This is a genomic window from Amycolatopsis sp. NPDC004378, assembly GCF_053602455.1.
Map to the genome: position 1 here is coordinate 321,996 of NZ_JBSGDR010000006.1, position 23,805 is coordinate 345,800.

At 71.7% G+C, this 23,805-nt stretch carries 22 protein-coding genes; 12 read left to right on the forward strand and 10 right to left on the reverse strand.

Annotated elements, in window-relative coordinates; translation table 11 throughout:
* Positions 1–17: 17 nt before the first annotated feature.
* Complete coding sequence (locus tag ACWEN0_RS21375; protein WP_451975943.1) at positions 18–683, reverse strand: GntR family transcriptional regulator; 666 nt, start codon at positions 681–683, stop codon at positions 18–20.
* Positions 684–891: 208 nt separating this feature from the next.
* On the opposite strand from ACWEN0_RS21375, the gene ACWEN0_RS21380 reads away from it, so the two are divergent.
* From ACWEN0_RS21380 to ACWEN0_RS21390, 3 genes are read left to right on the forward strand one after another with little or no spacing between them, the layout of a single operon-like run.
* A complete protein-coding gene (locus tag ACWEN0_RS21380) occupies positions 892–2,355 on the forward strand; it encodes an aldehyde dehydrogenase family protein (protein WP_451975945.1) in 1,464 nt (487 codons plus the stop codon).
* An 8-nt stretch (positions 2,356–2,363) separates the two neighbouring features.
* The gene (locus tag ACWEN0_RS21385) at positions 2,364–3,113 is read left to right on the forward strand and encodes an SDR family NAD(P)-dependent oxidoreductase (RefSeq protein ID WP_451975947.1); all 750 of its coding nucleotides are present in this window, start codon (positions 2,364–2,366) and stop codon (positions 3,111–3,113) included.
* 11 nt (positions 3,114–3,124) lie between these two features.
* A complete protein-coding gene (locus ACWEN0_RS21390) occupies positions 3,125–3,472 on the forward strand; it encodes a TraR/DksA family transcriptional regulator (protein WP_451975949.1) in 348 nt (115 codons plus the stop codon).
* Positions 3,473–3,482: 10 nt separating this feature from the next.
* On the opposite strand, the gene ACWEN0_RS21395 is transcribed toward ACWEN0_RS21390, so the two are convergent.
* On the reverse strand, positions 3,483–5,126 hold the full coding sequence (locus tag ACWEN0_RS21395; protein ID WP_451975951.1) for a phospholipase D-like domain-containing protein: 1,644 nt from the start codon (positions 5,124–5,126) through the stop codon (positions 3,483–3,485).
* Between the two features lie 278 nt (positions 5,127–5,404).
* Here ACWEN0_RS21395 and ACWEN0_RS21400 point away from each other — a divergent pair, with 278 nt between their 5' ends.
* Positions 5,405–5,956 (forward strand): zinc ribbon domain-containing protein, encoded by a 552-nt coding sequence (locus ACWEN0_RS21400; protein WP_451975953.1) that lies wholly within the window; start codon positions 5,405–5,407, stop codon positions 5,954–5,956.
* Here ACWEN0_RS21400 and ACWEN0_RS21405 read toward each other — a convergent pair.
* Both ACWEN0_RS21405 and ACWEN0_RS21410 read right to left on the reverse strand, forming a co-directional pair.
* Positions 5,953–6,285, reverse strand: a complete 333-nt coding sequence (locus tag ACWEN0_RS21405; RefSeq protein WP_451975956.1) for a hypothetical protein — start codon at positions 6,283–6,285, stop codon at positions 5,953–5,955. The two genes, ACWEN0_RS21400 and ACWEN0_RS21405, sit on opposite strands and share 4 nt — an antisense overlap.
* The gene (locus ACWEN0_RS21410) at positions 6,278–8,023 is read right to left on the reverse strand and encodes a hypothetical protein (RefSeq protein WP_451975959.1); all 1,746 of its coding nucleotides are present in this window, start codon (positions 8,021–8,023) and stop codon (positions 6,278–6,280) included. Before ACWEN0_RS21410 ends, ACWEN0_RS21405 begins: the two co-directional genes overlap by 8 nt.
* Positions 8,024–8,240: 217 nt before the next feature.
* Here ACWEN0_RS21410 and ACWEN0_RS21415 point away from each other — a divergent pair, with 217 nt between their 5' ends.
* Genes ACWEN0_RS21415 through ACWEN0_RS21425 form a run of 3 tightly spaced genes read left to right on the forward strand, consistent with a single transcriptional unit; the run spans position 8,241 to position 11,289 of the window.
* Positions 8,241–8,993 carry an SDR family oxidoreductase gene (locus ACWEN0_RS21415; RefSeq protein ID WP_451975962.1) on the forward strand — a complete coding sequence of 251 codons (753 nt, stop codon included), beginning with the start codon at positions 8,241–8,243 and terminating at the stop codon, positions 8,991–8,993.
* Entirely contained in the window at positions 8,990–9,760 is a 771-nt protein-coding gene (locus ACWEN0_RS21420) for an SDR family NAD(P)-dependent oxidoreductase (protein WP_451975965.1), read from the forward strand. Before ACWEN0_RS21415 ends, ACWEN0_RS21420 begins: the two co-directional genes overlap by 4 nt.
* Positions 9,757–11,289, forward strand: a complete 1,533-nt coding sequence (locus tag ACWEN0_RS21425; RefSeq protein ID WP_451975968.1) for an acyl-CoA carboxylase subunit beta — start codon at positions 9,757–9,759, stop codon at positions 11,287–11,289. Before ACWEN0_RS21420 ends, ACWEN0_RS21425 begins: the two co-directional genes overlap by 4 nt.
* On the opposite strand, the gene ACWEN0_RS21430 is transcribed toward ACWEN0_RS21425, so the two are convergent.
* Positions 11,286–11,798, reverse strand: coding sequence for a dihydrofolate reductase family protein (locus ACWEN0_RS21430; RefSeq protein ID WP_451975971.1), 513 nt, complete (start codon positions 11,796–11,798; stop codon positions 11,286–11,288). The two genes, ACWEN0_RS21425 and ACWEN0_RS21430, sit on opposite strands and share 4 nt — an antisense overlap.
* Positions 11,799–11,987: 189 nt before the next feature.
* Here ACWEN0_RS21430 and ACWEN0_RS21435 point away from each other — a divergent pair, with 189 nt between their 5' ends.
* Entirely contained in the window at positions 11,988–14,645 is a 2,658-nt protein-coding gene (locus tag ACWEN0_RS21435) for a lectin (protein WP_451975974.1), read from the forward strand.
* Between the two features lie 65 nt (positions 14,646–14,710).
* On the opposite strand, the gene ACWEN0_RS21440 is transcribed toward ACWEN0_RS21435, so the two are convergent.
* From ACWEN0_RS21440 to ACWEN0_RS21455, 4 genes are all read right to left on the reverse strand, one after another.
* Positions 14,711–15,505: an enoyl-CoA hydratase-related protein gene (locus ACWEN0_RS21440; protein ID WP_451975977.1), complete on the reverse strand. Its 795-nt coding sequence runs from the start codon at positions 15,503–15,505 to the stop codon at positions 14,711–14,713.
* A 23-nt stretch (positions 15,506–15,528) separates the two neighbouring features.
* On the reverse strand, positions 15,529–16,326 hold the full coding sequence (locus ACWEN0_RS21445) for a family 1 encapsulin nanocompartment shell protein (protein WP_451975980.1): 798 nt from the start codon (positions 16,324–16,326) through the stop codon (positions 15,529–15,531).
* Positions 16,323–17,345, reverse strand: coding sequence for a Dyp-type peroxidase (locus ACWEN0_RS21450; RefSeq protein ID WP_451975983.1), 1,023 nt, complete (start codon positions 17,343–17,345; stop codon positions 16,323–16,325). Before ACWEN0_RS21450 ends, ACWEN0_RS21445 begins: the two co-directional genes overlap by 4 nt.
* A 175-nt stretch (positions 17,346–17,520) precedes the next feature.
* Positions 17,521–18,282: a hypothetical protein gene (locus ACWEN0_RS21455; protein ID WP_451975985.1), complete on the reverse strand. Its 762-nt coding sequence runs from the start codon at positions 18,280–18,282 to the stop codon at positions 17,521–17,523.
* Between the two features lie 287 nt (positions 18,283–18,569).
* On the opposite strand from ACWEN0_RS21455, the gene ACWEN0_RS21460 reads away from it, so the two are divergent.
* From ACWEN0_RS21460 to ACWEN0_RS21475, 4 genes are read left to right on the forward strand one after another with little or no spacing between them, the layout of a single operon-like run.
* Positions 18,570–20,216 (forward strand): AMP-binding protein, encoded by a 1,647-nt coding sequence (locus ACWEN0_RS21460; protein WP_451975988.1) that lies wholly within the window; start codon positions 18,570–18,572, stop codon positions 20,214–20,216.
* A gap of 4 nt (positions 20,217–20,220) precedes the next feature.
* The gene (locus ACWEN0_RS21465; protein ID WP_451975991.1) at positions 20,221–21,189 is read left to right on the forward strand and encodes a phosphotriesterase family protein; all 969 of its coding nucleotides are present in this window, start codon (positions 20,221–20,223) and stop codon (positions 21,187–21,189) included.
* 44 nt (positions 21,190–21,233) lie between these two features.
* Positions 21,234–21,857 carry a TetR/AcrR family transcriptional regulator gene (locus ACWEN0_RS21470; protein WP_451975994.1) on the forward strand — a complete coding sequence of 208 codons (624 nt, stop codon included), beginning with the start codon at positions 21,234–21,236 and terminating at the stop codon, positions 21,855–21,857.
* A gap of 48 nt (positions 21,858–21,905) precedes the next feature.
* Entirely contained in the window at positions 21,906–22,853 is a 948-nt protein-coding gene (locus tag ACWEN0_RS21475; RefSeq protein WP_451975997.1) for a GNAT family N-acetyltransferase, read from the forward strand.
* Here the strand turns inward: ACWEN0_RS21475 and ACWEN0_RS21480 are convergent.
* Positions 22,850–23,728, reverse strand: a complete 879-nt coding sequence (locus tag ACWEN0_RS21480; protein ID WP_451976000.1) for an alpha/beta fold hydrolase — start codon at positions 23,726–23,728, stop codon at positions 22,850–22,852. The genes ACWEN0_RS21475 and ACWEN0_RS21480 overlap by 4 nt on opposite strands.
* Between the last annotated feature and the right edge of the window lie 77 nt (positions 23,729–23,805).

Below are 23,805 nucleotides of genomic sequence, written 5' to 3' on the forward strand. Positions count from 1 at the left end.
CGGCTTCGGGTGCCCGGTCAGGACACGCCTTCGCCCTTCGCCTGCTTCGCGTTCTCCTTCAGCTGGCGGATGGTGGCTTCGATGTGGGCGCGCGCCAGGCGTTCGGCGCCGGGCCCGTCGCCGGCTTCGATGGCGTCGGTGATCGCCGTGTGCTCGGTGATCGCCCGCAGCGCACTGTCCGGGCGGATCAGCGCCACGGGCGCGAACACCTGCGCGGTCATCCGGAGGATCGGCAGCTGCCCGATGACGAAGTCGTTGCCGGACAGGTGGGTGATCTCCTCGTGGAAGTCCACATTGGACTGGCTGTAGTCGCGGGCGGCCCAGGGAGCGACGGCCGCTCGCTGGACGTCGATCGCCCGCCGCAGGGACCGCACGCGTTCGCCGGGGGAGCGCTCCGCGGCGAGTCGCGCGGCCAGGCCGTCGACGACCGCGCGCAGCTCGTACGCGGCCAGCAGCGTCTCGACGTCGCCGGTGACGACCCGCGCGCCCCGTCCGGCGACGACCTGGACCAGGCCCTCCTGTTCGAGGACCCGCAGGGCTTCGCGCAGCGGGGTCCGGCTGACGCCGAGCTCCGCGGACAGCTGCTCCTGCCGCAGCCACGCCCCGGGCGGGTAGCGCTGCGCGTAGATGCGCTCCCGGAGCATCGCGGTCACCTCGTCGACGAGGGGGATGCGTGCCGCCATCCGACATCCCTTCTCGGGTTTTCGCGGATTGGATACAGGGCACCTTGACGCACTTTGTGACCTGCGTCAAGTGGTCGCACTTGACCGATGTCGCTGGTAGAGGCATCCTGACCCTGGTCAGAGCTGGTCGGACCAGCAGACGCCGGAGCACCCTTGCGGCGCCGCTGGCCGTACCCAGGACACCGTCGTCGTGGAGGAGAAGTCGCTGATGGGATCGCATCCGGCGTTCGCCGTTCCCGCGTTCCGGGCCGGCCTGCCGATCGGGCCGGGCTGGGTCACCGGCACCCGGACGGAACCGGTCGTGTTCCCCTACGACGGCTCGGTCGTCGCCGAGGCGCCGGTGGGCACCGCCGAGCACGCGCGAGCCGCACTCGACGCCGGAGCGGCCGTCGTGAAGGCGGTCGGGAAGCTCTCGTCGGCCGTGCGGCGGGCCGTCCTGCTCGACGTCGAGGCGAGCCTGCGCGCGCACCGCGAGCAGTTCGTCGAGCTGCTGATCGCCGAGACCGGCAAGACCCGCACGGACTGCACGGTGGAGTTCGACCGCACCCTGTTCACCTGGTCGGCGTCGGCCGAGCAGGTCGCGCAGCTGCACGGGGAGACCGTGCCGCTGGACGTCCAGGAATCCGGCGCCGGACTGATCGGGTTCTGGACGCGCAAGCCGATCGGGCTCGTCGTCGGCGTGGCCGGCTTCAACGGCCCGCTCCTGCTGGCCTCGCACAAGATCGCCCCGACCATCGCGGCCGGCTGCCCGGTGATCTGCAAGCCCGCGCCCGCCACGCCGCTCGCCACCCTGTGGCTCGCCGACCTCGTCCGCCAGGCCGCCGAGCGGCACGGCGCCCCGCCGGAGATCGTGCAGGTGGTGACCGGCGACGCCGAGGTCGGCCGGCTCCTGGTCACCGACCCGCGGGTGGCCGCGGTGTCCTTCACCGGCTCGGCCGCCGTCGGGCACCGGATCGCGCGGGACGCGGCGCCGCGGAAGGTGGTGCTGGAGCTGGGGTCCAACGCCGCCCTCGTGGTCGACACCGACGCCGACCTCGACAAGGCCGCCGACGCCGTCCTGCGCGGCGGCTTCTACTTCAACGGCCAGGCGTGCATCGCGGTGCAGCGCGTCATCGTGTGCGAGCCGGTGCGCGAGGAGTTCGTCGGGAAGCTGACGGCACGGATCGGCGAGCTCACGGTCGGCGATCCGCGTTCGGCCGGGACGCGCGTCGCGCCGCTGATCAACGAAGCGTCGACCCGCCGGGTCCTCGACTGGATCGGGAAGGCCGAAGCCGCCGGGGCGAAGCTCCTGCACGGTGGCCGCGTCGTCGACCGCACGATCGAGCCGACCCTGCTGCTCGACGTGCCGGAGACGGCCGAGGCGTGGTGCGAGGAGATCTTCGCGCCGGTCGTGGCCATCCGCTCGGTCCCGGACCTGCCGGCGGCCTTGGACATGGTGAACCGCTCGCGCTACGGCCTGCACGCCAGCGTCTACACGAAGTCGCTCGCCACCGCGTTCCGCGCGATCGAGGAGCTCGAGGTGGGCGGGGTCGTGATCAACGAGGTGCCGGGGTTCCGGTCGGACATCATGCCCTACGGCGGCGTGAAGGACTCCGGCATCGGCCGGGAGGGCCCGCGGTTCGCGATCGAGGAACTGACCGTCACCCGCATGGCCGTCATCCGGCCGGAATGAGCGATCCCATGACCTACGAGAAGCTGTTCCGGCTCGACGGCAAGCGCGCGCTGGTCATCGGCGCGGGCGGCATCGGCCGCGAATCGGCCCGGGCGCTCTCGGCCCACGGCGCGCAGGTGCTGTGCGCGGACAAGGACGCCGAGGCCGCGAAAGCCACCGCCGACGACGCACTGGAGCTCGACATCACCGACGCCGACGCGGTCGCGCGCGCCGCGGAGAGCGCCGGCCCGGTCGACGTCCTGGTGCTGACGGCGGCGACGAACGTCCGCAAGCGGCTGCTGGACTACACTGGAGAGGAGTTCGACCGGGTCGTCGCGCTGAACCTGAAGGCGACTTTCACGGTCCTGCAGGCGTTCGGACGCCGGATGGTCGCGCGGGGGAGCGGGAGCATCGTGGTGTTCTCGTCGGTCCGGGCCCAGGTCGTGGAACCGGGCCAGTCGGTCTACGCCGCGACGAAGGCAGGGGTGATCCAGCTGGTGAAGACGGCGGCGGCCGAGTTCGGCCCGGCCGGGGTGCGGATCAACGCGATCGCGCCGGGCGTGGTGGAAACCCCGCTGACGAGCCAGATCAAGGCGAACCCGGACTGGTACGAGGCCTACGCGGCGAAGAGCGCCCTCGGCCGGTGGTCCCGGCCGTCGGAACTGGCCGGCGCGGTGGTCTACCTGGCTTCGGAGGCGGCCAGCTTCGTCACGGGGTCGACGATGATGGTCGACGGGGGCTGGACCGCCGTCGACGGCCGCTTCACCCCGCCGGCCTGAACGGAACGGACATGGACGAACGCAGCGCGACCGAGCTGATCGAGAACGCCCGGGCCGAAACCACGCGGCTGGCCACGGCGCTGGCCCGGCAACGGGCCGAGATCGTGGCGGCGTCGGAGTTCAGCAGCGCCGACGACGAGCACGACCCGGAAGGCGCCACCATCGCCTTCGAACGGGAGCAGGTCCAGGCCCTGCTGCGGCAGGCCCAGGACGAGCTGGCAGCCCTCGCGAAGGCCGCCGAGCGGGTGCGCGCCGGCGTCTACGAGGTCTGCGAACGCTGCGGCGGCCCGATCGCCGAAGACCGGCTCACCGCCCTCCCGGCGACGCGGATCTGCATCGCCTGCGCCAATCGAAGGTGAGTCCCGCGGCTCAGCGGAACAGCAGCCGCTGCCGGAAGCTGGGCGTGGCCGGGTCGTAGTAGCGGTGGACCCACGAGTCGTCAGGGACCAGGTAGACGGTCTTGTCGTCGTCCGCACTCCGCAGCTTCTGGTGGAGGTAGCGGAAGTAGAAGTGGTTGAACAGCCGCATGAACTCGCCGAGGTAGATGTCCGCGACGCGGGTGTCCCCCTGGATCATCAGCATGTTCTCGTCGTTTTCGTGCACCGAGGCGTCGCTGAAGTTGCCGGACCCGGTGATGACCAGCGGGGTGTCGCCCAGCGGGTCGACGAGCATGAACTTCGTGTGGGTGTAGCGGACGTTGACGTTGAGCCCGGTCAGCTGCTCCTTCGTCCAGCGGTCGAGGATGTCCGAGCTCAGCAGCGAACCGACGGCGACCTTGACGTCGTGGTCGCGGGTGAACGCGACGTCGCCGCTGTCGGGCGGCTGCTCGAGGACGAGGTAGCGCAGGACGTCCGACTCCGTCCCGATCGCCTCGGCGATCCGGTCGTGGACGCCGAACGCGGCGGTCATGAAGAACGACCGCTGCGCGCTCTTGGCCTGCGCGGCGTACCAGTCGATCAGGTCGAGCGTGGTGCGCGGGCTGAACACGGGGGAGATGCCGGCCGGCGGCGGGCTGCTCGGCGTCGGCGTGGCGTCGGTGTTGCCGGGGCGGATCCGCGCGTAGTCCGGGTCGGCGGCCAGGCGGGTCCAGAAGTCGAGGTACCGGGCGGCGATGGCCGGGTCGCGGACGAGGTGCCCGACGTTGGACTGGCCGAACAGCCCGCCCCAGGTGATGTTCGTCGACCCGGTCCACACGGCCTGCGGCTCGTCTTCGTGCAGCAGGACGAGGAACTTGTTGTGCGAGATGGCGCTGTTGGTCGTGCGGGGGATCATGTTCGGTCCGAGGCCGGCGGCCTCGATGGCCGGTTCGGACTCCTGCCAGACCTGGCGGCGGTTCGGGTCCGTGCTCGCCTTCCCGCGCCGGTCGTAGACGATCTTCACGTCGACGCCGCGGTCCGCGGCGGCCTTCAGCGCGGCGAGGACCAGCGGGTAGGAGAACTCGTAGACCGACCCGCGCAGCGCGAACCCGGGCCCCGTGGCGGAGCCGATGAACGTCAGCAGCGCCCGGTCGAGCCCGCGGGCCAGCCAGTCGTAGGCGGGGTCGCTGCGGTCGTCCTTGCGCGGGGGGCGGCCGAACCGCTGCGCATAGGCCTGGCTGGCGGCCACGCCGCGGTTGAAGTGGACGGCGTGGGTGCCGGTGTCGACCGGTTCCGTCGTCACGGTGGTGGTCACCTCGTGGCGGATCTCGAGGTTCTTCGGTTCTCCGTAGAGGGCCACGACGCGGTAGGTGTACTCGTGGCCGGGCTCGGTGGTGTAGTCGCCCCACTGGAACGACTGCAGCGGGTGGTCGCGCAGGCTGACCGACCGGCCCGGCGGGATGCCGTGCGAGGTCTCTTCGAAGACCTTCATGCCGCGCAGCCAGTGGTGTTCGTTCTTCGCCGGGTCGGACCGTTCGATCGCGAACCCCAGGAGGCCCGGCGTGGCCTCCTGGGCGAGGTCGATGCCGAGCAGCACGGCGTAGGAGCCGGCGATGGCGTGGACCTGCAGGTCGTCGGCCGAGTCGCGAGTGCGCATGGGAATCCTCCGGCGGGCCCGGGAGCCAGACACCCGATGGGTCGCGGCAGCCACCGAAACCGTTACCGCCGCGCGGTTTTCCGCGGCGGGCGGTGTAACACCTCGTGGCCGCGCGGGGACTACGGGGCATGAAACCCTGCTCGACGTGCGGCCGGGAACTCGGTCCCCAGGCCAGGTTCTGCGGCTCGTGCGGCACTCCGGTCGCCGGGCCCGCCCCCGCACCGAGAGCGGAACGCCACGCCGCCGCGCGGACGGGACCGCGGCCCACGGCGGCCATCGTGGTGGCCGCCACGGCCGTGGTCGTGGTCGCCGGCGGCGCGACGATCTTCGCCCTGACCCGCGGGACGGACGCCGCGCCGCCGGCCACCGTCGTCCCGGCCACCGTCCCCGCGACCGCCGCCACGACCACGGCGCGGTCGTCGCCGAGCGCGCCGGCCGGAGCGGTCGCGGCACCGGCCACCGAAGCGGACCTCCGCCGGCAGACCGCCGAAGACCACGCGGTGGCCGAAAGCCTTGTCGGGCAGTGGGTTCCGCAGCTTTCCTCGAAGCGTCCCGGTCTCGTCGTCGGCACCGTGACCTACGACTACCCGGCGATCGTGGCCGACTTCCAGAGCCTGCGCGCCCGCTTCCCCGGCGCCGTCCTGGTCAATTCGAGCGACTACGCGAACTTTTCGAAGAAGGACTTCTGGGTCACCCTGGCGGCGACCGCCTTCCCGACGGCCGACGCGGCCAACACCTGGTGCGACGAACAGAACTTCGCCCGCGAGGACTGCCACGCGAGCCGCCTGACCCACACCGGCGGCCCCGCGGGCAACTCCAAGCCCCGCTAGCCGAACAGCCTGGCCACCAGGTCGGCGACCTTGACCGCGGGTTCGGTCAGGGTGCCGAGCAGGGTGGTGACCGTCTTCCAGCGGGAGCTGACGACCGCGCCGCGGGGGGTGTCGCTCCGCAGTTCCGCTTCGATTCTCCCGAGTGCTTCGAGCACTTCCGCGCGGTCGTGCTCGGCCGCCGAATCGGCGATCGCCTCCCGCGAGCGCGTGAGCGCCGCGATCAGGTCCGGCACCGACGCGGCCGCCGCGGAGTCGTTGTGGACGGTGGCGCCCGTGCCGAAGGCGCTGCCGGAGATGGTCGCGTCCCGGAGGTCGAACCGGTCACCCATGGGTCTGCTTTCCCTTCGCCGTACCGGAGTTCGTCACCTTGCTGTTCGTGCCGACCGCGGAGTCGACGAACGTGCTGCCGCGCATGTCGTAGCTGTTGACGACCGGGTCGGCCAGTTTCATGAACTCGACCACGGAGTAGCCGCGGTCCTGCAGGTACTGCCCGACCGCGCGGAACAGCGTCGCGTCCAGGATCTTCACGTACCGTTCGGCGTCGACGTCCTGGAAGTAGCTCTGCACCCGGTCCGCCTGGGCCAGCTCGCGCAGGCTGCGATCGGCGCCGTACTTGGCCGGGACGACCTCGTCGTGGTCCTGGCGCAGCGGTTTGAACGGCCGGACCACGGAGGCCGCGCGGTGGCACATCGTCGCCGGCAGGAGCCACAGGTCCACCAGGGTGTGGCCCAGCAGCCGCGCCGTCGACGGGTGCCGGTCGATCGCGCGGAACTCCGGGTCGATCGGCAGCAGCGCGAGGAACTGCCACTCCAGGTACAGCATCCGCTGGTCGGTCCCGGCGTGCAGGTAGCACGACGTGGTCAGGTCGCGGTCCCAGGACTCGACGCGGTAGCACCGGTAGTAGCGCGCCCATTCCACCACGCTGTCGGCCAGGGCCCGCGCGCGCTCGAGCGGCAGCCGGCGGGCCGGTGGCCGGTCGAGGCCGGCGAGGACCTCGGGCACCGACCGGTGGTCGACGACGAGCCGGTCCGCGGGCACCAGGACCTGCTCGCGGTGGGTCAGGTGCTCCAAGCGGCGGCCGGGCCCCAGCGACGACGTTTCCTTGAGCTGCTCGATCGCCGCGCCGACGTGCTGCTGCAGCTCCGTGACGCTGATGCCCCGCGGCACGGCGCCGTCGTCCGACGAGTCGAGCGGCAGCGTGATCACCTGCCGGTGCACCGGAATCCCCGCGCCCACGAACGGCGAGAACCCGCGGTGCACCACGACGTCCGCGCTGTCCTCGTGACCCGCGCCGCCCTCCTCGGCCGCCACCACCCGCTCCAGCGGCTGGTCGAAGGCGTCGAGCCCCAGCCCGCGCAGCCGCCGTTCCCATTCGGAGGCACTGGCGCGCCCGTCCGCGACGAAGGTGCCGCGGCGGAACCGCCCGAACACCAGGAACCGCACGACCAGCCGGTCGGCGAGCAGGACGCCGGCGATGAGCACGGTCAGCAGGATCGTGAGCACCACGGTGCGGACGACGCTGTCCTCGGCCGCGGGCGGGGAAATCGAGTACGGCAGGCCCGAGGCACTCCCGGACAGCTCCCCGAAGCCGCCGGCGACGTCGGCGCCCATGACGATCGCGGCGGCGGCCAGCAACCCGACCGCGACGACGTAGTCACCGGCCCGGCGCACCCGGAACCGCCACGGCAGCACGGCCAGCACGACGGCGGTGACCACCCAGAACACCAGGAGCGACGGGTCGACGAACAGGAACACCAGCACGAGCACCAGCAGCGCGGCGTCGCGGATGCGCCGCCGCGCCCGCGACGCGACCGCCTCCCGCAGCACCGAGGCGTTGTCCACCCCGGGAGCGGGTGGAATCGAGCGCAGGGGTTCGACGAGGAATTCCCGCATCGCGGCGTTCGCGTAGTCTTCGCTGATCTGCGCGGCGGCGCACAGGTAGCGCGTCGTGTTGTCCCGGGTCACCAGCGAAGCACCGCACCGCTGGCAAAACCCGTCGCCCGGCAGGTTGATCTCCCGGCACCGCCAGCAGTTCTGGTTCCGCCTCGTGCCGGCACCGACCGTCATGGTGTTCCTCCTGACCGAGTCTTCCGGCCCAGGAGTCGTCGGCCACGCGGTGACGCGTTACAGCGCGGCGGTCTGGCGCTGCGTGACCGCCGAACACGCTGGGTCGCCGGGCGGTGTGATGAGCGTCGGCTTGAGAGGATGGCGGCATCGCGCATAATGGGCACCTGACCGACCGCTTGGTATGTGCCGGGCACCACAGCGAAGGAGACACACTGCCGTGAACTCGTTCAAGGATCGCGTCGCGATCGTCACGGGGGCCAGCCGGGGCATCGGCCTCGGGATCGCGAAGACGCTCGTCGAGCGCGGGGCCAAGGTGTGCATCACCGCGCGCAAGCCCGAGGCCCTCGAAGCGGCCGTCAACGAGCTCGGCGGGCCCGACGTCGCCCTGTTCGTGCCCGGCAAGTCCGACGACACCGACCACCAGGACGAGGCGATCGCGAAGACGATCGAAACCTTCGGCCGGCTCGACTACCTGGTCAACAACACCGGCATCAACCCGGTCTACGGGCCCACCCTCGACATCGACCCCGCCGCCGCGGCGAAGATCCTCGGCGTCAACGTCCTCGCGCCGCTCGGCTGGACCAAGCGCGCCCGCGACGCGTGGATGGGCGAGCACGGCGGCGCCGTCGTCAACGTCGCCTCCGTCGCCGGCCTCGGCGCGTCGCCCGGCATCGGCATGTACGGCGTCAGCAAGGCCGCGCTGATCCGCCTCACCGTCGAGCTCGGCGCCGAGCTGGGGCCGAAGATCCGCGTCAACGCCGTCGCGCCCGCCGTCGTCAAGACGCAGTTCGCCACCGCGCTCTACGAAGGCCGCGAAGAAGAGGTCTCGGCGGCCTACCCGATGAAGCGCCTCGGCGTGCCGGCCGACATCGCCGGCGCCGTCGCGTTCCTGCTGTCCGACGACGCGGGCTGGATCACCGGCCAGACCATGGTCCTCGACGGCGGCGTCACCCTCGGCGGTGGCCTGTGACCGGGGTCGTCGTCACGGGCGGTGGCGGCGGGATCGGCGCCGCGCTGGCCCGCCGCTTCGCCGCCGACGGTGCCCAGGTGCTCGTCGCCGACCTCGACGGCGACAAGGCCGCCGAGGTCGCGGCCGAGGTCAAGGGCACGGCGTTCGCCGGCGACGTCGCGAGCCCCGAAGGCGTCGCGAAGCTGGTCGAGAGCGCCCGCGAGACCCTCGGCGAGATCGACGTCTTCTGCGCGAACGCCGGCATCGCGCCGTTCGGCGGCCCGGAGAGCCCCGAGGACGTCTGGGCGCGCACCTGGGAAGTCAACGTCATGGCGCACGTCCGCGCCGCCAACCTGCTGCTGCCCGCGTGGCTCGAGCGCGGCAAGGGCCACTTCATCGCGACGGTCTCCGCGGCCGGCCTCCTGACCAGCCTCGGCTCGGCGCCGTATTCGGTGACCAAGCACGGCGCGCTGGCGTTCGCCGAGTACCTCTCGGCGACCTACCGCCACCGCGGCATCACCGTGCAGGCCATCTGCCCGCAGGGCGTGCGCACGGCGATGCTGGAGAGCACCGGCACCGCGGGCCAGCTGCTGATGGGCGCTTCGGCGATCGAGCCCGAGCAGGTCGCGGACGCGCTGTTCACGGCCATCGAAGAGAACCGGTTCCTGGTGCTGCCGCACCCCGAGGTCGCGGGCTACTACGCGGCACGGGCGACCGAGACCGACCGGTGGCTCGGCGGGATGAACAAGCTGCAGCGCAAGGTCGAAGCGGCGCTCGAGGCCGAATGAGCTGGCAGCCGGAGGTCGACGAGATCGCGCGGCGGCGCGAGCTGGCCGAGCGGATGGGCGGGCCGGAGAAGGTGGCCCGCCAGCACGCGGCCGGGCGCTCGACCGTCCGCGCGCGCATCGCCGCGCTCGCCGACCCCGGCAGCTTCGACGAAATCGGCGCGCTCGCCGGCACCACCGTGGACGGCGCGTTCACCCCGGCCAACTTCGTGCTCGGCACCGCGAAGCTCGACGGTCGCCGGGTGGCGATCGGCGGCGACGACTTCACCGTCCGGGGTGGCGCCGCCGACGCTGCCATCATGGAGAAGCAGGTCTACGCCGAGCGGCTCGCGAACGAGCTGGGCCTGCCGCTGGTGCGGCTGATCGAAGGCACCGGGGGCGGCGGCAGCGTCAAGATGCTGGAGCAGCACGGGTTCACCTACGTCCCGGTCAACCCGGGCTGGGACCTCGTGGTGGACAACCTCTCGACGGTGCCGGTGGTGGCGCTCTGCCTGGGCCCGGTCGCCGGGCTCGGCGCCGCGCGGGCGGTGATGTCGCACCTGAACGTCCTGGTCGAGGGCGCCGGGCAGCTGTTCGTCGCCGGGCCGCCGGTGGTCAAGCACGCGACGGGGGAGGACCTCACCAAGGAAGAGCTCGGCGGCGCGGCGGTCCACCGCCGCAGCGGCGCCGTGGACCGGATCGTCGCGTCCGAGGCCGAGGCGTTCGTCGTCACCAAGCAGTTCCTGTCGTACCTGCCGTCCTCTGTGGACGCATTGCCGCCGGTCGGGTCCGCCGCGGATCCGGCTGACCGCCGCGACGAAGCGTTGCTTTCCCTGGTGCCGCGCAACCGTCGGCACCCGTACCGGCTGCGGCCCCTGCTCGACGGCGTCTTCGACGAAGGCTCGGTGTTCGACTACGCCGTGTCGGGCGGCCCGGCCTACGCGGGACTCGCGCGGCTGAACGGGCACCCGGTCGGCGTCCTCGCCACCGACCCGTACCGCGGCGCGACGCTGACACCCGAGGGCGCCGACGTCATGACGCGGTTCGTCGACCTCTGCGAGACGTTCCACCTGCCGCTGGTGTCGCTGACCGACCAGGCGGGCATGGTGATCGGCGCGGCCGCCGAACGCGCGGGCGCGATCCGGCACGGCGCCCGCGCGGTGACGGCGGTCTACCAGGCGCGGGTCCCGATGGCCGAAGTGATCGTCCGGCGCGTGTTCGGCGTCGGCGGCGCCGGCCAGGTCAACCGGCACCGCCTGGTCCGCCGCTGGGCCTGGCCCTCGGGCGACTGGGGTTCCCTCCCGGTCGAAGGCGGCATCGAGGCGGCGTACCGCGCGGAGCTGGACGCGGCCGACGACCGGGAGGCGCGGATCGAGGAGATCCGCGCCCGCCTGGACGCCGTGCGCTCGCCGTTCCGGACCGCCGAGCGGTTTTCGGTCGAGGACGTCATCGACCCGCGCGAAACCCGCGCACGGCTGTGCGACTGGGTGCCGGACGCCTACGCGGTGCTGCCGAAGCTGCTGGGCCGCCCGTCCTTCGGGATGCGCCCCTAGACCACGCGGTACCAGTTCGGCCGCAGCGGCTCGAGCCCGACGGGCTTGCCGCCGGGGCGGTCGAACATCCGCACGCCGTCCCCGAGCAGCACCGGGACGGGCATCGCGAGGATCTCGTCGAGCACGCCGGCGTCGAGGCACTGCCGCGCGACGTCGGCGCCGAGGACGTTGACGTACTTCTCGCCCGCTGCCTCCTTGGCCGCGGCGACCGCGCCGACAAGGTTGTCGACGAAGGTGACGCCGGGCGCGGGCGCGGCGGGCCGGTGGGTGAGCACGAACTGCGGTCCCTCCCAGCCGCCGCCGAACGCCTTGCCCTCGCCTTCGGTGCCCCGGTGCGGATCGTCGCCGCCGTAGGTCCGGCGGCCGACGAGCAGCGCGCCGATCTCCGGGATCAGCTCGTCGACCAGCGGATCCGGGCCGAGGTACGGCGTCAGCCAGGACATGTCGCCGCCCGGGCCGGCGATGAAGCCGTCGACCGAGCAGCTGAAGCCGTAGAGCAGTTTCGCCATGATGTCTCCTTTGAGCCGGTTCGCGGACTTCAGTACTGACGGCGGCGGCCGGAAAAAGTCATCGGTTTCACCCGGCCGTGTCCGGAACGCGACAGGATCACCACGGACCGTTGACAACGGTGTCACCGCGCGAGGACCGTTCCGATTCGCATCGGCTGAACTTGTGCTCAACGGCGAAGGACAAGTGACATGGTCTTGCGTACCCTCGTGCGGCTTTCCGCCGCCACCGCCTTGGCTCTGGCCGGGCTGATCCCCGTCCCCGCGTCCGCGGCGCAGCTGGTCACCGATCCGGCGTCGCTGGTCGACCCCTTCATCGGCACGTCCAACGCCGCCGACGACTTCCCCGGCGCGGACGTCCCGTTCGGCATGGTCCAGTGGAGCCCCGACACCCCGAGCCGCCCCGACGGCGGCGGCTACGAGTACAACGACTCGTCCATCACCGGCTTCAGCCTGACGCACCTTTCGGGGCCGGGCTGCGGTGCCGACGGCGACGTCCCGATCCTGCCGACCGTCGGCGCGGTCAACACCGGCGCGAGCGTGTCCTTCAGCCACAGCAACGAATCCGCGAGCCCGGGCGCCTACTCGGTGAACCTCGCGAACGGCGTGAACACCGAGCTGACCACCGCGCTGCGGTCCGGCATCGGCCGCTTCACGTTCCCCTCGACGTCGCAGGCCAACCTGCAGTTCAAGCTCAACGGCAGCCAGAACGGCACGTCGAACCAGACGTGGACGGTGGTCAGCCCGACCGAGGTGTCCGGTTCGGTCACCTCGGGGCACTTCTGCGGCGCGGGGTTCACCTACACGCTGTACTTCGACGTGGTCTTCGACCGGGCGTTCAGCTCCAGCGGGACCGCCGCCGCGGCCGCCGTCACCCCGAAGGCGTCGCCCGGGAAGCTGCACGGCACCGCCACGGCCAAGGCCGCCACCCCGGACGCGGGCCCGGGCAGCGCGTACGTCCGGTTCGACACGACGAGCAACCCGACCGTGCAGGCGAAGGTCGGCATCTCCTACGTCTCGGTGGCGAACGCGGTCGCCAACCGCGCGGCCGACATCCCGGCGTTCGACTTCGCCGCGACCAAGCAGGCTGCGCACGACAGCTGGAACGCCCTGCTCGGCCGGATCCAGGTCGCGGGCGGGACTTCCGCGCAGCAGCACGTCTTCTACACCGCGCTGTACCATTCGCTGTTGCACCCCAACGTGTTCTCCGACCGCAACGGCCAGTACATCGGGTTCGACAACCAGGTGCACACCGTCGCGAGTGGACACTCGGCGCACTACGCCAACTTCTCCGGCTGGGACATCTACCGGACGCAGGCGCAGCTGTCCGCGTTGCTCGCGCCGGCGCAGACGAGCGACATCGCGCAGTCGATGATCGCCGACTACGCCCAGGGCGGCACGCTGCCGAAGTGGTCGCAGAACAACGGCGAGACGTACGTGATGGTCGGCGACCCCGGCACCGCGATCCTCGCGAGCTACTACGCCTTCGGAGCCCGGAACTTCGACACGGCGGCGGCCCTGCAAGCGATGCTGAAGGAAGCGAGCACGCCCAACAACGTCCGGCCGGGTCTCAACGCGACGAACGCACCGGGCTACCTTCCGGCCAACGGCACCTACCAGTGCTGCAACTTCTACGGCCCGGTCTCGACGCAGCTGGAGTACGACACGGCGGACTTCGCGCTCTCGGCGTTCGCCGGGGCGCTGGGCGACACCGCGAACCAGGCGTTCTACGCCGGCCGCGCGCAGAACTGGAAGAACACCTTCAACAGCGCCAGCGGGTTCATGCAGCCTCGCGACGCCGGTGGAGGCTGGACCGGCGGCTTCACCCCGGCGAGCGGCTCGAACTTCGTCGAGGGCACGTCGTGGCAGTACACCGGCATGGTGCCGTTCAACGTCGCGGGCCTCGCCGCGGCCCGCGGCGGCAACGCGTCGCTGGTGAGCTACCTCGACAGCGTCCTGGCCGGGTTCCACGGCAGCGGCGGCACGCAGGCCGACCTCGGCAACGAGCCGAGTCTGGAACTGCCGTGGGAGTACGACTACGTCGGCCAGCCGTACAAGACGCAGAAGGTCGTGCGGCAGGTGCAGGACCAGATCTGGACGGACGCCCCGGGCGGCCTGGCCGGCAACGACGACCTCGGCGCGATGAGCGCGTGGTACGTGTTCTCGGCGCTGGGCTTCTACCCGATGACGCCGGGCACGGCGGACCTGGCGCTGGGCAGCCCGCTGTTCACCCAGGCGGTGGTGACGCTCCCGAGCGGCACCACGCTGACGGTGAACGCCCCGGCGGCGGCGGACAACGCCCCGTACGTCCAGAGCGCGTCGTGGAACGGCTCGGCGTGGAACAACGCCTACGCGCCGACTTCGGCCCTGACCTCGGGCGGCACCCTGGCGTACGCCTTGGGCACCTCGGCCAACACGTCGTGGGCGGCGTCGAACCCGCCGCCGTCGTACGACGGGACCCTGCCGCACCTGGGCGCCTTGACGTCGGGCATCGCGGGCAAGTGCGCGGACGTCGCACAGAGCGGCACCGGCAACGGCACGCACGTCCAGCTGTACACGTGCAATTCGACGGGCGCCCAGAAGTGGTTCGCGGCCGCGGACGGCTCCCTGCAGGCCCAGGGCGGCTGCCTGGACGTGAGCAACAGCGGCACGGCGAACGGCACGAAGGTCCAGCTGTGGCAGTGCAACACGACGGGCGCCCAGAAATGGCAGCCCGCCACGGGCGGCGCGCTGGTCAACCCCCAGTCGGGCAAGTGCCTGGACGACCCGGGCAGCACGACCACGGACGGAACCCAGCTGCAGATCTACGACTGCAACCAGAGCGCGGCCCAGAAGTGGACCCTCGGCTGACGCTGTCGTGAATGGTCAGGGCGGTTCCCGCCGCCCTGACCATTCACGACCACTGCGGCAGACCCCTAGGCCGGATAGGGCGGGAACTTCGGCTCGCGGCGCTCGTTCCAGCTGGCCAGGCCCTCGGCCAGCTCCGGACGGCCGAACGACTCGATCATCAACGCCGTCGCCTCGCGGGCCGCGTCCGCCAGGGGGAGCAGCGGTTCGCGGAGGAACTGCGCCTTCATCACGGCCATCGAGCGCGGAGCGCTGTACGTCGCCAGCTCGGTCGCGTACGCGTGGGTGCGCAGCGGAAGTTCCTCCGCCGGGACCACTTCCTGGACCAGGCCGTAGTCGAACGCCTGCTCCGCGGTGAACGTCCGGCCCGAGAGCAGCAGGTCGCGCGCCCGGCCCTCGCCGATCAGCGACGGCAGCAGCTTCGCGACGCCGTACTCCGCGATCAGCCCGCGCCGGGCGAACGCCGTCGTGAACTTCGCGCCCGCTGCCGCGAACCGGACGTCCGCCGAGCACGCGATCACGAACCCCAGGCCCGCGCAGCCGCCGTTGATCGCCGCCACCACCGGGACGCCCACCGACGACGCCGCCAGCACGTCGCGGAAGTTTTCGTGCCCGCCGCCGCCCGCCGGGGGAGCGGTCGCGATGTCGTCCAGCAACCCCAGGTCGGCGCCCGGGCAGAACGCCTTCCCCGCGCCCGTGACGACCACCGCGCGCACGTCCGGGTCCGCGTCGGCCTGGCGCAGGAGACTGCCGTAGCGGGCCTGCATCGGCACGTCCATCGCGTTGCTGCGCTCGGGCTTGTCGAACGTCAGGGTCGCGACCGCGCCGTCCGCCGCGTACCGCACACCGTCCACTGTGGACATGACGTCTCCTCGGGGTTGCGGGCTCAGGACGTCAGGCCGACCGCGGCTTCGGCCGTGTTGACCAGGAAAGTCAGCGTCTCGTAGAAGTACAGCTCCACAGTGGACGCGTCGTGGCCGGCGTAGCCGATCGACAGGTCCTGTCCGAAGTGGAGCTCGTAGTCACCGCCCCGGGTGGACAGCACGCAGGCGCCGTCGATCGCGGGCGCGCGCACCAGGTCGTCGACGAGCTCCTTGACGTGGTCGAGCACCGGGTAGCCGTGGTCGGCCGTCTCGACCATGGCGTCGTACGTGGCGTCGCTGAACAGCACGGCGTACGGGCCGCCGACCCCGGCCGCGCGCAACGCCGCCACCGCGTCGCCGATCGCCTTCGGGAAGTTCCGCGCCTCGCCCGGCAGGGACAACGCGGCCAGCGACGAACCCGGGCGGATCCCCTGGATGCCGGCGTTCGCGAACCCGTCGACCACGATCCGGTCTTCGGCGAGCGAGATCCGCCGCGCGGCGTCCTTGACCGGCTGCCAGTCGGCGTCCCGGGCACCCCGCTCCACGGAGTCGACGTCCTCCCGCGACACCGTGAACGGCACCCGCAGCTCGACGATCCGCTGGGCCGTGCGCAGGCTCGCCGAGACGCCGTCGGCCGGGCCGTCGACCGCGTCGCGGTGGCCGGTGCCGATCGCGGCGAGCGCCGGGTCCCCGGCGACCACGACGTCGACGACCCGCCGCGCGGCGGAGTACTCGCTGAACGTGCGCTTGGCCTCCGCTTCCAGGTCCGCCCACGCGGCGGCCGAGATCGGGGCGAGTTCGCGATGCAGGTTGTTCGTCACCGAGTGCTCCTTCGAAGGCTGCCGATACCCAACGACGGCGAATCCGGCACGGTCGCCGCAGGCCCCGGCGCGGCCGGGAAGTCCGGTGGGTCCTCGAGGAAGTCCACCGTGGGAACGTAGAACAACGCGCCGGTCAGCGCGGTCGAGAAGTCGAGGATGCGGTCGTGGTTGCCGGGCGGGGAGCCGACGAACATGTTCTCGAGCATCCGTTCGATCACGGCCGGCGTCCTGCAGTAGCCGATGAAGAGGGTGCCGAACTCGTCGTGGCCCGGCCGGCCGAACGGCATGTTCTCCCGCAGGATCTCCAGCTCGTCGCCGTTTTCGTCGGTGATCACGTTCAGCGCGATGTGCGCGTTCGACGGCTTCTCCTCGTCGGAGAGCTCGAGGTCGGAGAGCTTGCGCCGGCCGATGGCCAGCTCCTGCTGCTCGGTGCTCAGCGCGTTCCAGGCCGCCATGTCGTGCAGGTACTTCTGGACGACCACGTAGCTGCCGCCGTCGAACGCGGGGTCGTCGTCGACGAACACGGCCGCGGCGGCGCCCCGGCCGGTGGGGTTCTCGGTGCCGTCCACGAAGCCGAGCACGTCACGGGCGTCGAAGTAGCGGAAGCCGTGCACCTCGTCGACGACGGTGACCACGCCGCGCAGCCGGTCCATGATCAGCGTCTCGAGCTCGAAGCACAGGTCCATCCGCTCGGCGCGCAGGTGGAACAGCACGTCGGCGTCGGTCGTGACGCTGGTGTGGCGGGCGCCTTCGAACACCGGCAGCTCGTGCAGCAGGGCGGGCCGCGGCCCGCCGTAGAGCCGGTCCCACGCCGCGGAGCCGATCCCGGCCACGCAGGTCAGCCCGCCGTCCTGGGCGCGGAACCCGACGGTGCGGCACAACCCGGACAGGTCGGCGAGCAGGTCCTTCACGGCCTGCTCACCGCCGGTCCCGATCCGGACCAGCAGGAAGACCGCGGTCCGGGTCAGCGGCGCGACGACGCTCTGCGGCTCCGGCGCGGACCCACCCTCGTGCGCCACATGCCCTCCCGCTCCCGTGATCGTCGACTGCATCGTAACCACGGAACGCCCCGCGCACCCGGCGGACTCGCGGTTCGAAACCACCGAACCCGCCGGCCGGCCGGAAAACCCTGTGCGATAGGGCTTTCCGGCCGCGCTCGGCCGGCCGGGGTTGGATTTCCCGCGGATCAGCGCGCTAACGGCTGCAGGGCGCGAGCGCGTCCAGGCCCCGGGGCTTGGCCGCGGTGCGGCCGATGGCGGTGGCGATCCGGTCGATCGTCGCGACGCGCTTGTCTTCCAGCGGGCCGAGGATGGCGTTCTGCACGAAGTTCGGACCGCCCTCGCCCGCGCTGGTGACGAGCCGGTTGTCGGCTTCGGCGATCTGCGTCTTCAGCAGGTCGAGGTTGCGCTGGACCTCGGCCTGCGCGGACGCCGGGATGGCGGGCAGTTGCGAGGCGACGTCGGGGCAGGTGATCCGCCCGGCCGCGGCGGCGCCCGTGTTCGAAGCGGGGGTGGTGGCCGAAGGGGCCTGGCCGCCCAGCGAGCACGTCGCCAGGCCGCCGAGGTTCTGCGGCTTCGTGCCCTGACGGCCGATGGCGATCGCGATGCGGTCGATCGTCGAGGCGCGCTTGTCCTTCAGCGGCCCCAGGATCGCGTTCTGCACGAAGTTCGGCCCACCCTGCCCGGCACTGGTCGCGAGCCGGTTGTCGGCCTCCGTGACCTGCGTGTCGAGCAGGGCGAGGTTGCGCTGCACCTCGGCCTGCGCGGACGCCGGGATGGCGGGCAGCTGCGCGGCGACGTCCGGGCAGCTGATCCGGCCGCCCGAGGCAGCGCTCGCCGCGCCGGGCCGGCCGACCGTCGTCGCGATCACCAGTGCTCCCGCCGCGAGGGCGAGGCCGAGGGCCGCCGTCGCGATCTTCGTCCGCCGCGAGAGGCGGTGCCGTCCGGTACCAGGCATGAATCACTCCAAGTTAGCGTGAACACAGAGGTGCCACCCGGGCAGCGCGCGGTTTTTCCGAATGGTGCGGCCGAGCCGGCCGCGGACGTCATCGTGGCCACTCGACCAGGGCGTTGTCCAGTGGAATGCGACGAGCGGCGCGCGGCTGAACCATTTCGAACCGGGCGCCGTATTGTCCGGTGAAGCGCAATTCCTGGCCACGCGGGGAACCCGGGTCTTGACGTGGACCACCACGGCCTCCTAGCGTCGCCATACCGACCGGTCGGTGTCCAAGGGAGGTCACTGGAGTGAGCTGGTACGACGCGAAGCCCTGGCTCGCGAGCTACGACGAACGGGTCCGGGCCGCGGAACCGGCGAAGCCGACGACCCTGCCGGAGACGTTCCGCCGCGCCGCGGACCACGTGCCCGACCGGGCGGCGATCGCCTACTTCGACGCGAGCCTGACCTACCGCGAGCTCGACGAGCTCTCCGACGGCGTCGCCCGCTACCTCACCGGGCACGGGTTCGAGCGCGGTGACCGGCTCGCCCTGGTGCTGCAGAACATCCCGCAGTTCGTCATCGCGCTGCTCGGCACGTGGAAGGCCGGCGGGATCGTCGTCCCGGTCAACCCGATGTACCGCGAGCGCGAGCTCACCCACGTCTTCACCGACGCCGGCGTCAAGGCGATCGTCTGCTCGCAGCGCGGCTGGAACGCTTACATCGGCGAAACGGCCGCGGGCCTGGACATCAGGCTCACCACCAGCGAGCTGGAGTTCCAGACCCGGAACGACGAACGCGTGCTGGGCAAGGTCACCCGCGAAGAAACGCCGGGTGCCACCGAACTCCTCGAAGCCGCCGCCACCCCCGGCCCCAAGCCGCCGGAACCGGCGTTCGCGCTCGACGACACCGCGCTGATCAGCTACACCTCCGGCACCAGCGGCACGCCGAAGGGCGCGACCAACACCCACGGCAACCTCGGCACCAACGCCGCGGGGCTCGGTTCGTTCAGCGGCCTGCCCGCCGGCTCGACGCTCTTCGGGCTCGCGCCGCTGTTCCACATCACCGGCATGGTCTGCGAAGTCGGCTCCGCGATCGACATCGAGGGCACGCTCGCCCTGGCCTACCGCTTCGACGCCGGGGTCGTGCTCGACGCCTTCCTCGAGCACCGGCCGTCCTACACGGTCGGGCCGTCGACCGCCTACATGGCGCTGATGGCCCACCCGGACTTCGGCCGCGACCACTTCTCGTCGTTCCACCTGCTCTACTCCGGCGGCGCCGCGCTGCCGCCCGCGGTCGTCGAGGCCTTCCGCGCGAAGACCGGGCACTACATCCACAACGGCTACGGCCTCACCGAGACGACCGCCGGCTGCGTCGTCGTCCCGGGGCACCTCGAGGCGCCGATCGACCCGGAGTCGGGCACGATCTCGATCGGCCTGCCGGTGCCGGACACGATCGTCCGGATCCTCGGCGAGAACGGCGAAGAGCTGCCGTTCGGGCAGGCGGGCGAAATCGCCGTCGAGGGCCCGATGGTCGTCTCCGGTTACTGGAACCGGCCGGACGCGACGGCCGAGGCGCTGCCCGGCGGGCGGCTGCTCACCGGCGACATCGGGTTCATGGACGAGCGCGGCTGGGTCTACGTCGTCGACCGTAAGAAGGACATGATCAACGCGTCGGGCTTCAAGGTCTGGCCGCGCGAGGTCGAGGACGTCCTGTACACGCACCCGGCGGTCCGCGAGGCCGCCGTCGTCGGGGTCGCCGACGAGTACCGCGGCGAGACGGTCAAGGCGTACGTGAGCCCGGCGCCCGGCGCGAACGCCGATCCCGCGGAGCTGGTGGCCTGGTGCAAGGAGCGGCTCGCCGCCTACAAGTACCCGCGCACCATCGAAGTCCTCGACGAGCTGCCGAAGACCACCAGCGGCAAGATCCTGCGCCGCGAACTGCGGGCCCGGGGGTAGCGGCGTGGTCGAGACCGTCCGTGGCGCGATCGCGCCGGAAGCACTGGGCAAGGTCCTGATGCACGAGCACCTCTTCGTGCTCAGCCCCGAATTCGCCGAGAACTACCCGGAACACGAAGGGTTCCGCGAGGAGGAGCACGTCCCCGAAGCGATCCGGCGGCTCAAGGAGCTGAAGGACGCCGGGATCGACACGATCGTCGACCCGACGGTGATCGGCCTGGGTCGCTACATCCCGCGCGTGCAGCGGGTCGCCGCCGAAGTCGAGGTCAACATCGTCGTCGCGACCGGGCTCTACACCTACCACGATGTGCCGCACTACCTGCACTTCCGCGGGCCGGGCACGATGCTGCAGGGCGAGGACCCGCTCGTCGGGATGTTCGTCGGCGACATCCGCGAGGGCATCGCCGGGACCGGCGTCAAGGCCGGGCTCCTCAAGTGCGCCACCGACGAACCCGGGGTGACGCCCGGGGTCGAGCGTGTGCTGCGCGCGGTCGCCAAGGCGCACAACGAGACCGGCGCGCCGATCATGACCCACACGCACGCCGGCACCCGGCGCGGGCTGGAGCAGCAGAACGTCTTCGAGGACGAGGGCGTCGACCTCGGCCGCGTGCTGCTCGGGCACTCCGGCGACTCGACCGACCTCGGCTACCTGACCGAGCTGGCGGACCGCGGGTCGCTGCTCGGCATGGACCGGTTCGGCCTCGACCTGCTGCTGCCGTTCGAGCAGCGGGTGAACACGGTCGCGGCGATGTGCGAACGCGGCTACGCGGGCAGCATGGTGCTCTCGCACGACGCGTCCTGCTACATCGACTGGCTGCCCGCCGAGCAGCTGCCGGTGCTGACGCCGAACTGGCACTACCTGCACATCACCCGCGACGTGCTGCCCGCGCTGCGGGAGCGCGGGGTGTCCGAACCGGACATCACGACGATGCTCGTGGACAATCCGCGGCGCTTCCTGTCGTGGCGCGGCTGAGCCGTTATCCTGGTGCGTCTTGACGCGGAGAGGGGGTTCTTGCGGTGACCCGAGCAAGCACCCGTAAGCCCGGCGAAGCGGGCGACGACCAGGCCGCCGTGCCGCGGCGGCTGCTGGAGCACGCCACGAAGCTGTTCGCCAAGAAGGGCTTCGACCGCACGTCCGTCCAGGAGATCGTCGAGGCCGCGGGCGTCACCAAGGGCGCGATGTACCACTACTTCGGCTCGAAGGACGACCTGCTCTACGAGATCTACGCGCGCGTCCTGCGCGAGCAGACCCGGCAGCTGGAGAGCGTCGCCTCGTCGGACGCCCCGCTGCGGGAGCGGCTCGGAGCCGCGGCGTCGGACGTCGTGGTGTCCAGCATCGACAACCTCGACGACAACACGATCTTCCTGCAGTCGATGCACCAGCTGTCCCCGGACAAGCAGAAGGACGTGCGCGCCGAGCGCCGCAAGTACCACGAGCGCTTCCGCGGCCTGATCGAGGAAGGCCAGGCGTCGGGGGAGTTCCGCACGGACAAGCCGGCCGACGTGGTCGTCGACTTCTTCTTCGGCTCGGTCCACCACCTCGGTTCCTGGTACCGCCGCGGCGGCACCCTGACGGCGCGCCAGGTCGGTGACCACTACGCGGACCTGCTGCTGGACGCCCTGAGGCCGCCGGTCGCCTAGCCCGGAAATCGGTTCGACGGCCGCGCGGAGTGCTGGCACAGTCGCGCCATGGCCGACGACGACCTCCTGACCGCCGCGGACGTCCAGCTCATGCAGGACCTCGCGCAGCGGGTCACCGCCACGCGCCCCGATCTGGTGAACAGCGACGCGTCGTACGGCGAGCTGGCCTGGAACTTCGGCAGGGGCCAGGCGACCCTGGGTGCGAGCTGGCGGCGCCGGCTGTGGTTCTCCGGGGCCGAGCTGGTCGCCTGGGGCTGGGCGCAGCTGCCGCACCGGGTGCGGCGGACCGACGGGTCCGTCAAGGACGTCAGGGGTGCCTATCTGGCGTACCAGGTGCACCCCGGTGCGGCCGAGCTGGCCGACGAGGTGATCGGCTGGTTCGACGCCACGGCCGGGGCCGTCGAGCGGACCGTGCTGCCGGGCGCCGCCGACGAGCACGGCCTCGCGCGGTGGGCCGCGCACGGCTACGGGCCGGACCCGGACGGGCAGGGCGACACCGGTTCGTGGACCCTGCTCAACGAGCGCGACCTCACCGACGTCGAAACGCCCGTCCTGGCGGACGGCTACCGCTTCCGCACCGCCGGCGAAACGAGCCCGGAGGCCGTGGTCCAGGCCCACCGCAGCGCCTGGCCCGCCTCGACGTACGACGTCGTCGCGTACGCGGGCGTCCGCGCCACGCCGGCCTACCGCGGTGACCTGCACGTCCTCGTCGAAGCACCGGACGGGACGATGGCGGCTTCGGCGGTCCTCTGGCTCGACGAGGTCACCAAGACCGTCGAGTTCGAGCCGGTCGGGACACACCCGGGCCACCGGCGGCTCGGGCTGGGCCGGGCGCTGCTGCTGCACGGGATGCGGCTGGCGCGGGACGCCGGGGCGAACCACGCGATCGTCGCGTGCCTGGGCGCGCCGGGGCACCCCGCCGCGCGCGGGCTCTACCACGGCGTCGGGTTCCGGGAGCTGTCGCGGGACGTGCCGCTGCTCAAGCCGGCCGGTTAGTGCTGCCGGAGGTGGTCGAGCAGGAGAGCGATCACCTCGTCGGGCGCCTCCATCGCCATCCACTGGCTCGCGCCCTCGATGATCTGGAAGCGGTACTCCGCGTCGATGTGGTGGACCGTGAGCTCGGCCGCGCTCTGGCCGAGGTACGGGTCCTCGCTGCCCCACAGGTAGAGCGTCGGCACGGTGATGCGGCCCGCCGGGACGTCGAATGCGTCGTTCGTGGCGCCGCGGTACCAATTCAGCGTCGCGGTGAGCGCGCCCGGTTCGGAAAGGCGATCGACGGTCCGTTCGACGATTTCGACCGGAATCCGCCGGTTGTAGACAGCGCGTAATTGCGCGGCTTCGTCGCGTAAGAGGAATTTCTCGGCTTTGCCGACGCCGCGGCGGAAGAAGCGGATGTAGCCGAGGTCGTGGAACTGCCCGTCGTCGGTGGCGACGGCGTGCTGCAGGGCCTTCGGGTGCGGTGTCGAAAGCACGCTCAGCGAGCGCAGCCGTTCGGGGTGCGTGGTCGCGACGACCCAGGCGAGCATGCCGCCCCAGTCGCGTGCGACCAGGTGGAACCGGTCGGCGCCCTGGCTGTCGGCGAAGGCGAGGACGTCGCCGGCCAGCTGCTCGATCGAGTAGTGCTCGACGCCGTCCGGGCGCGCCCCGCGGGCGTAACCGCGCTGGTCGACGGCCAGCGCGCGGTAGCCGGCCTCGCCGAGGGCGTGCAGCTGCTCGGTCCAGGAGTCGGCGAATTCGGGCCAGCCGTGCAGCAGCAGGACGAGCTCGCCCGTCTCGGGGCCGGCCGCGAGCGCGCTGTGGTGCCGGCCGCCGGCGACGACGGTCAATTCTTCCAGCGTCCCGGCTTCCGTCGGCGCGACGGCGAATTCCATGGCGCCCAGGCTAGATCCCGGCGGCAGGGGAGAACCATGGGAAGAAGGGCACTTTTGCCACCCTTTTGCCGACCGGG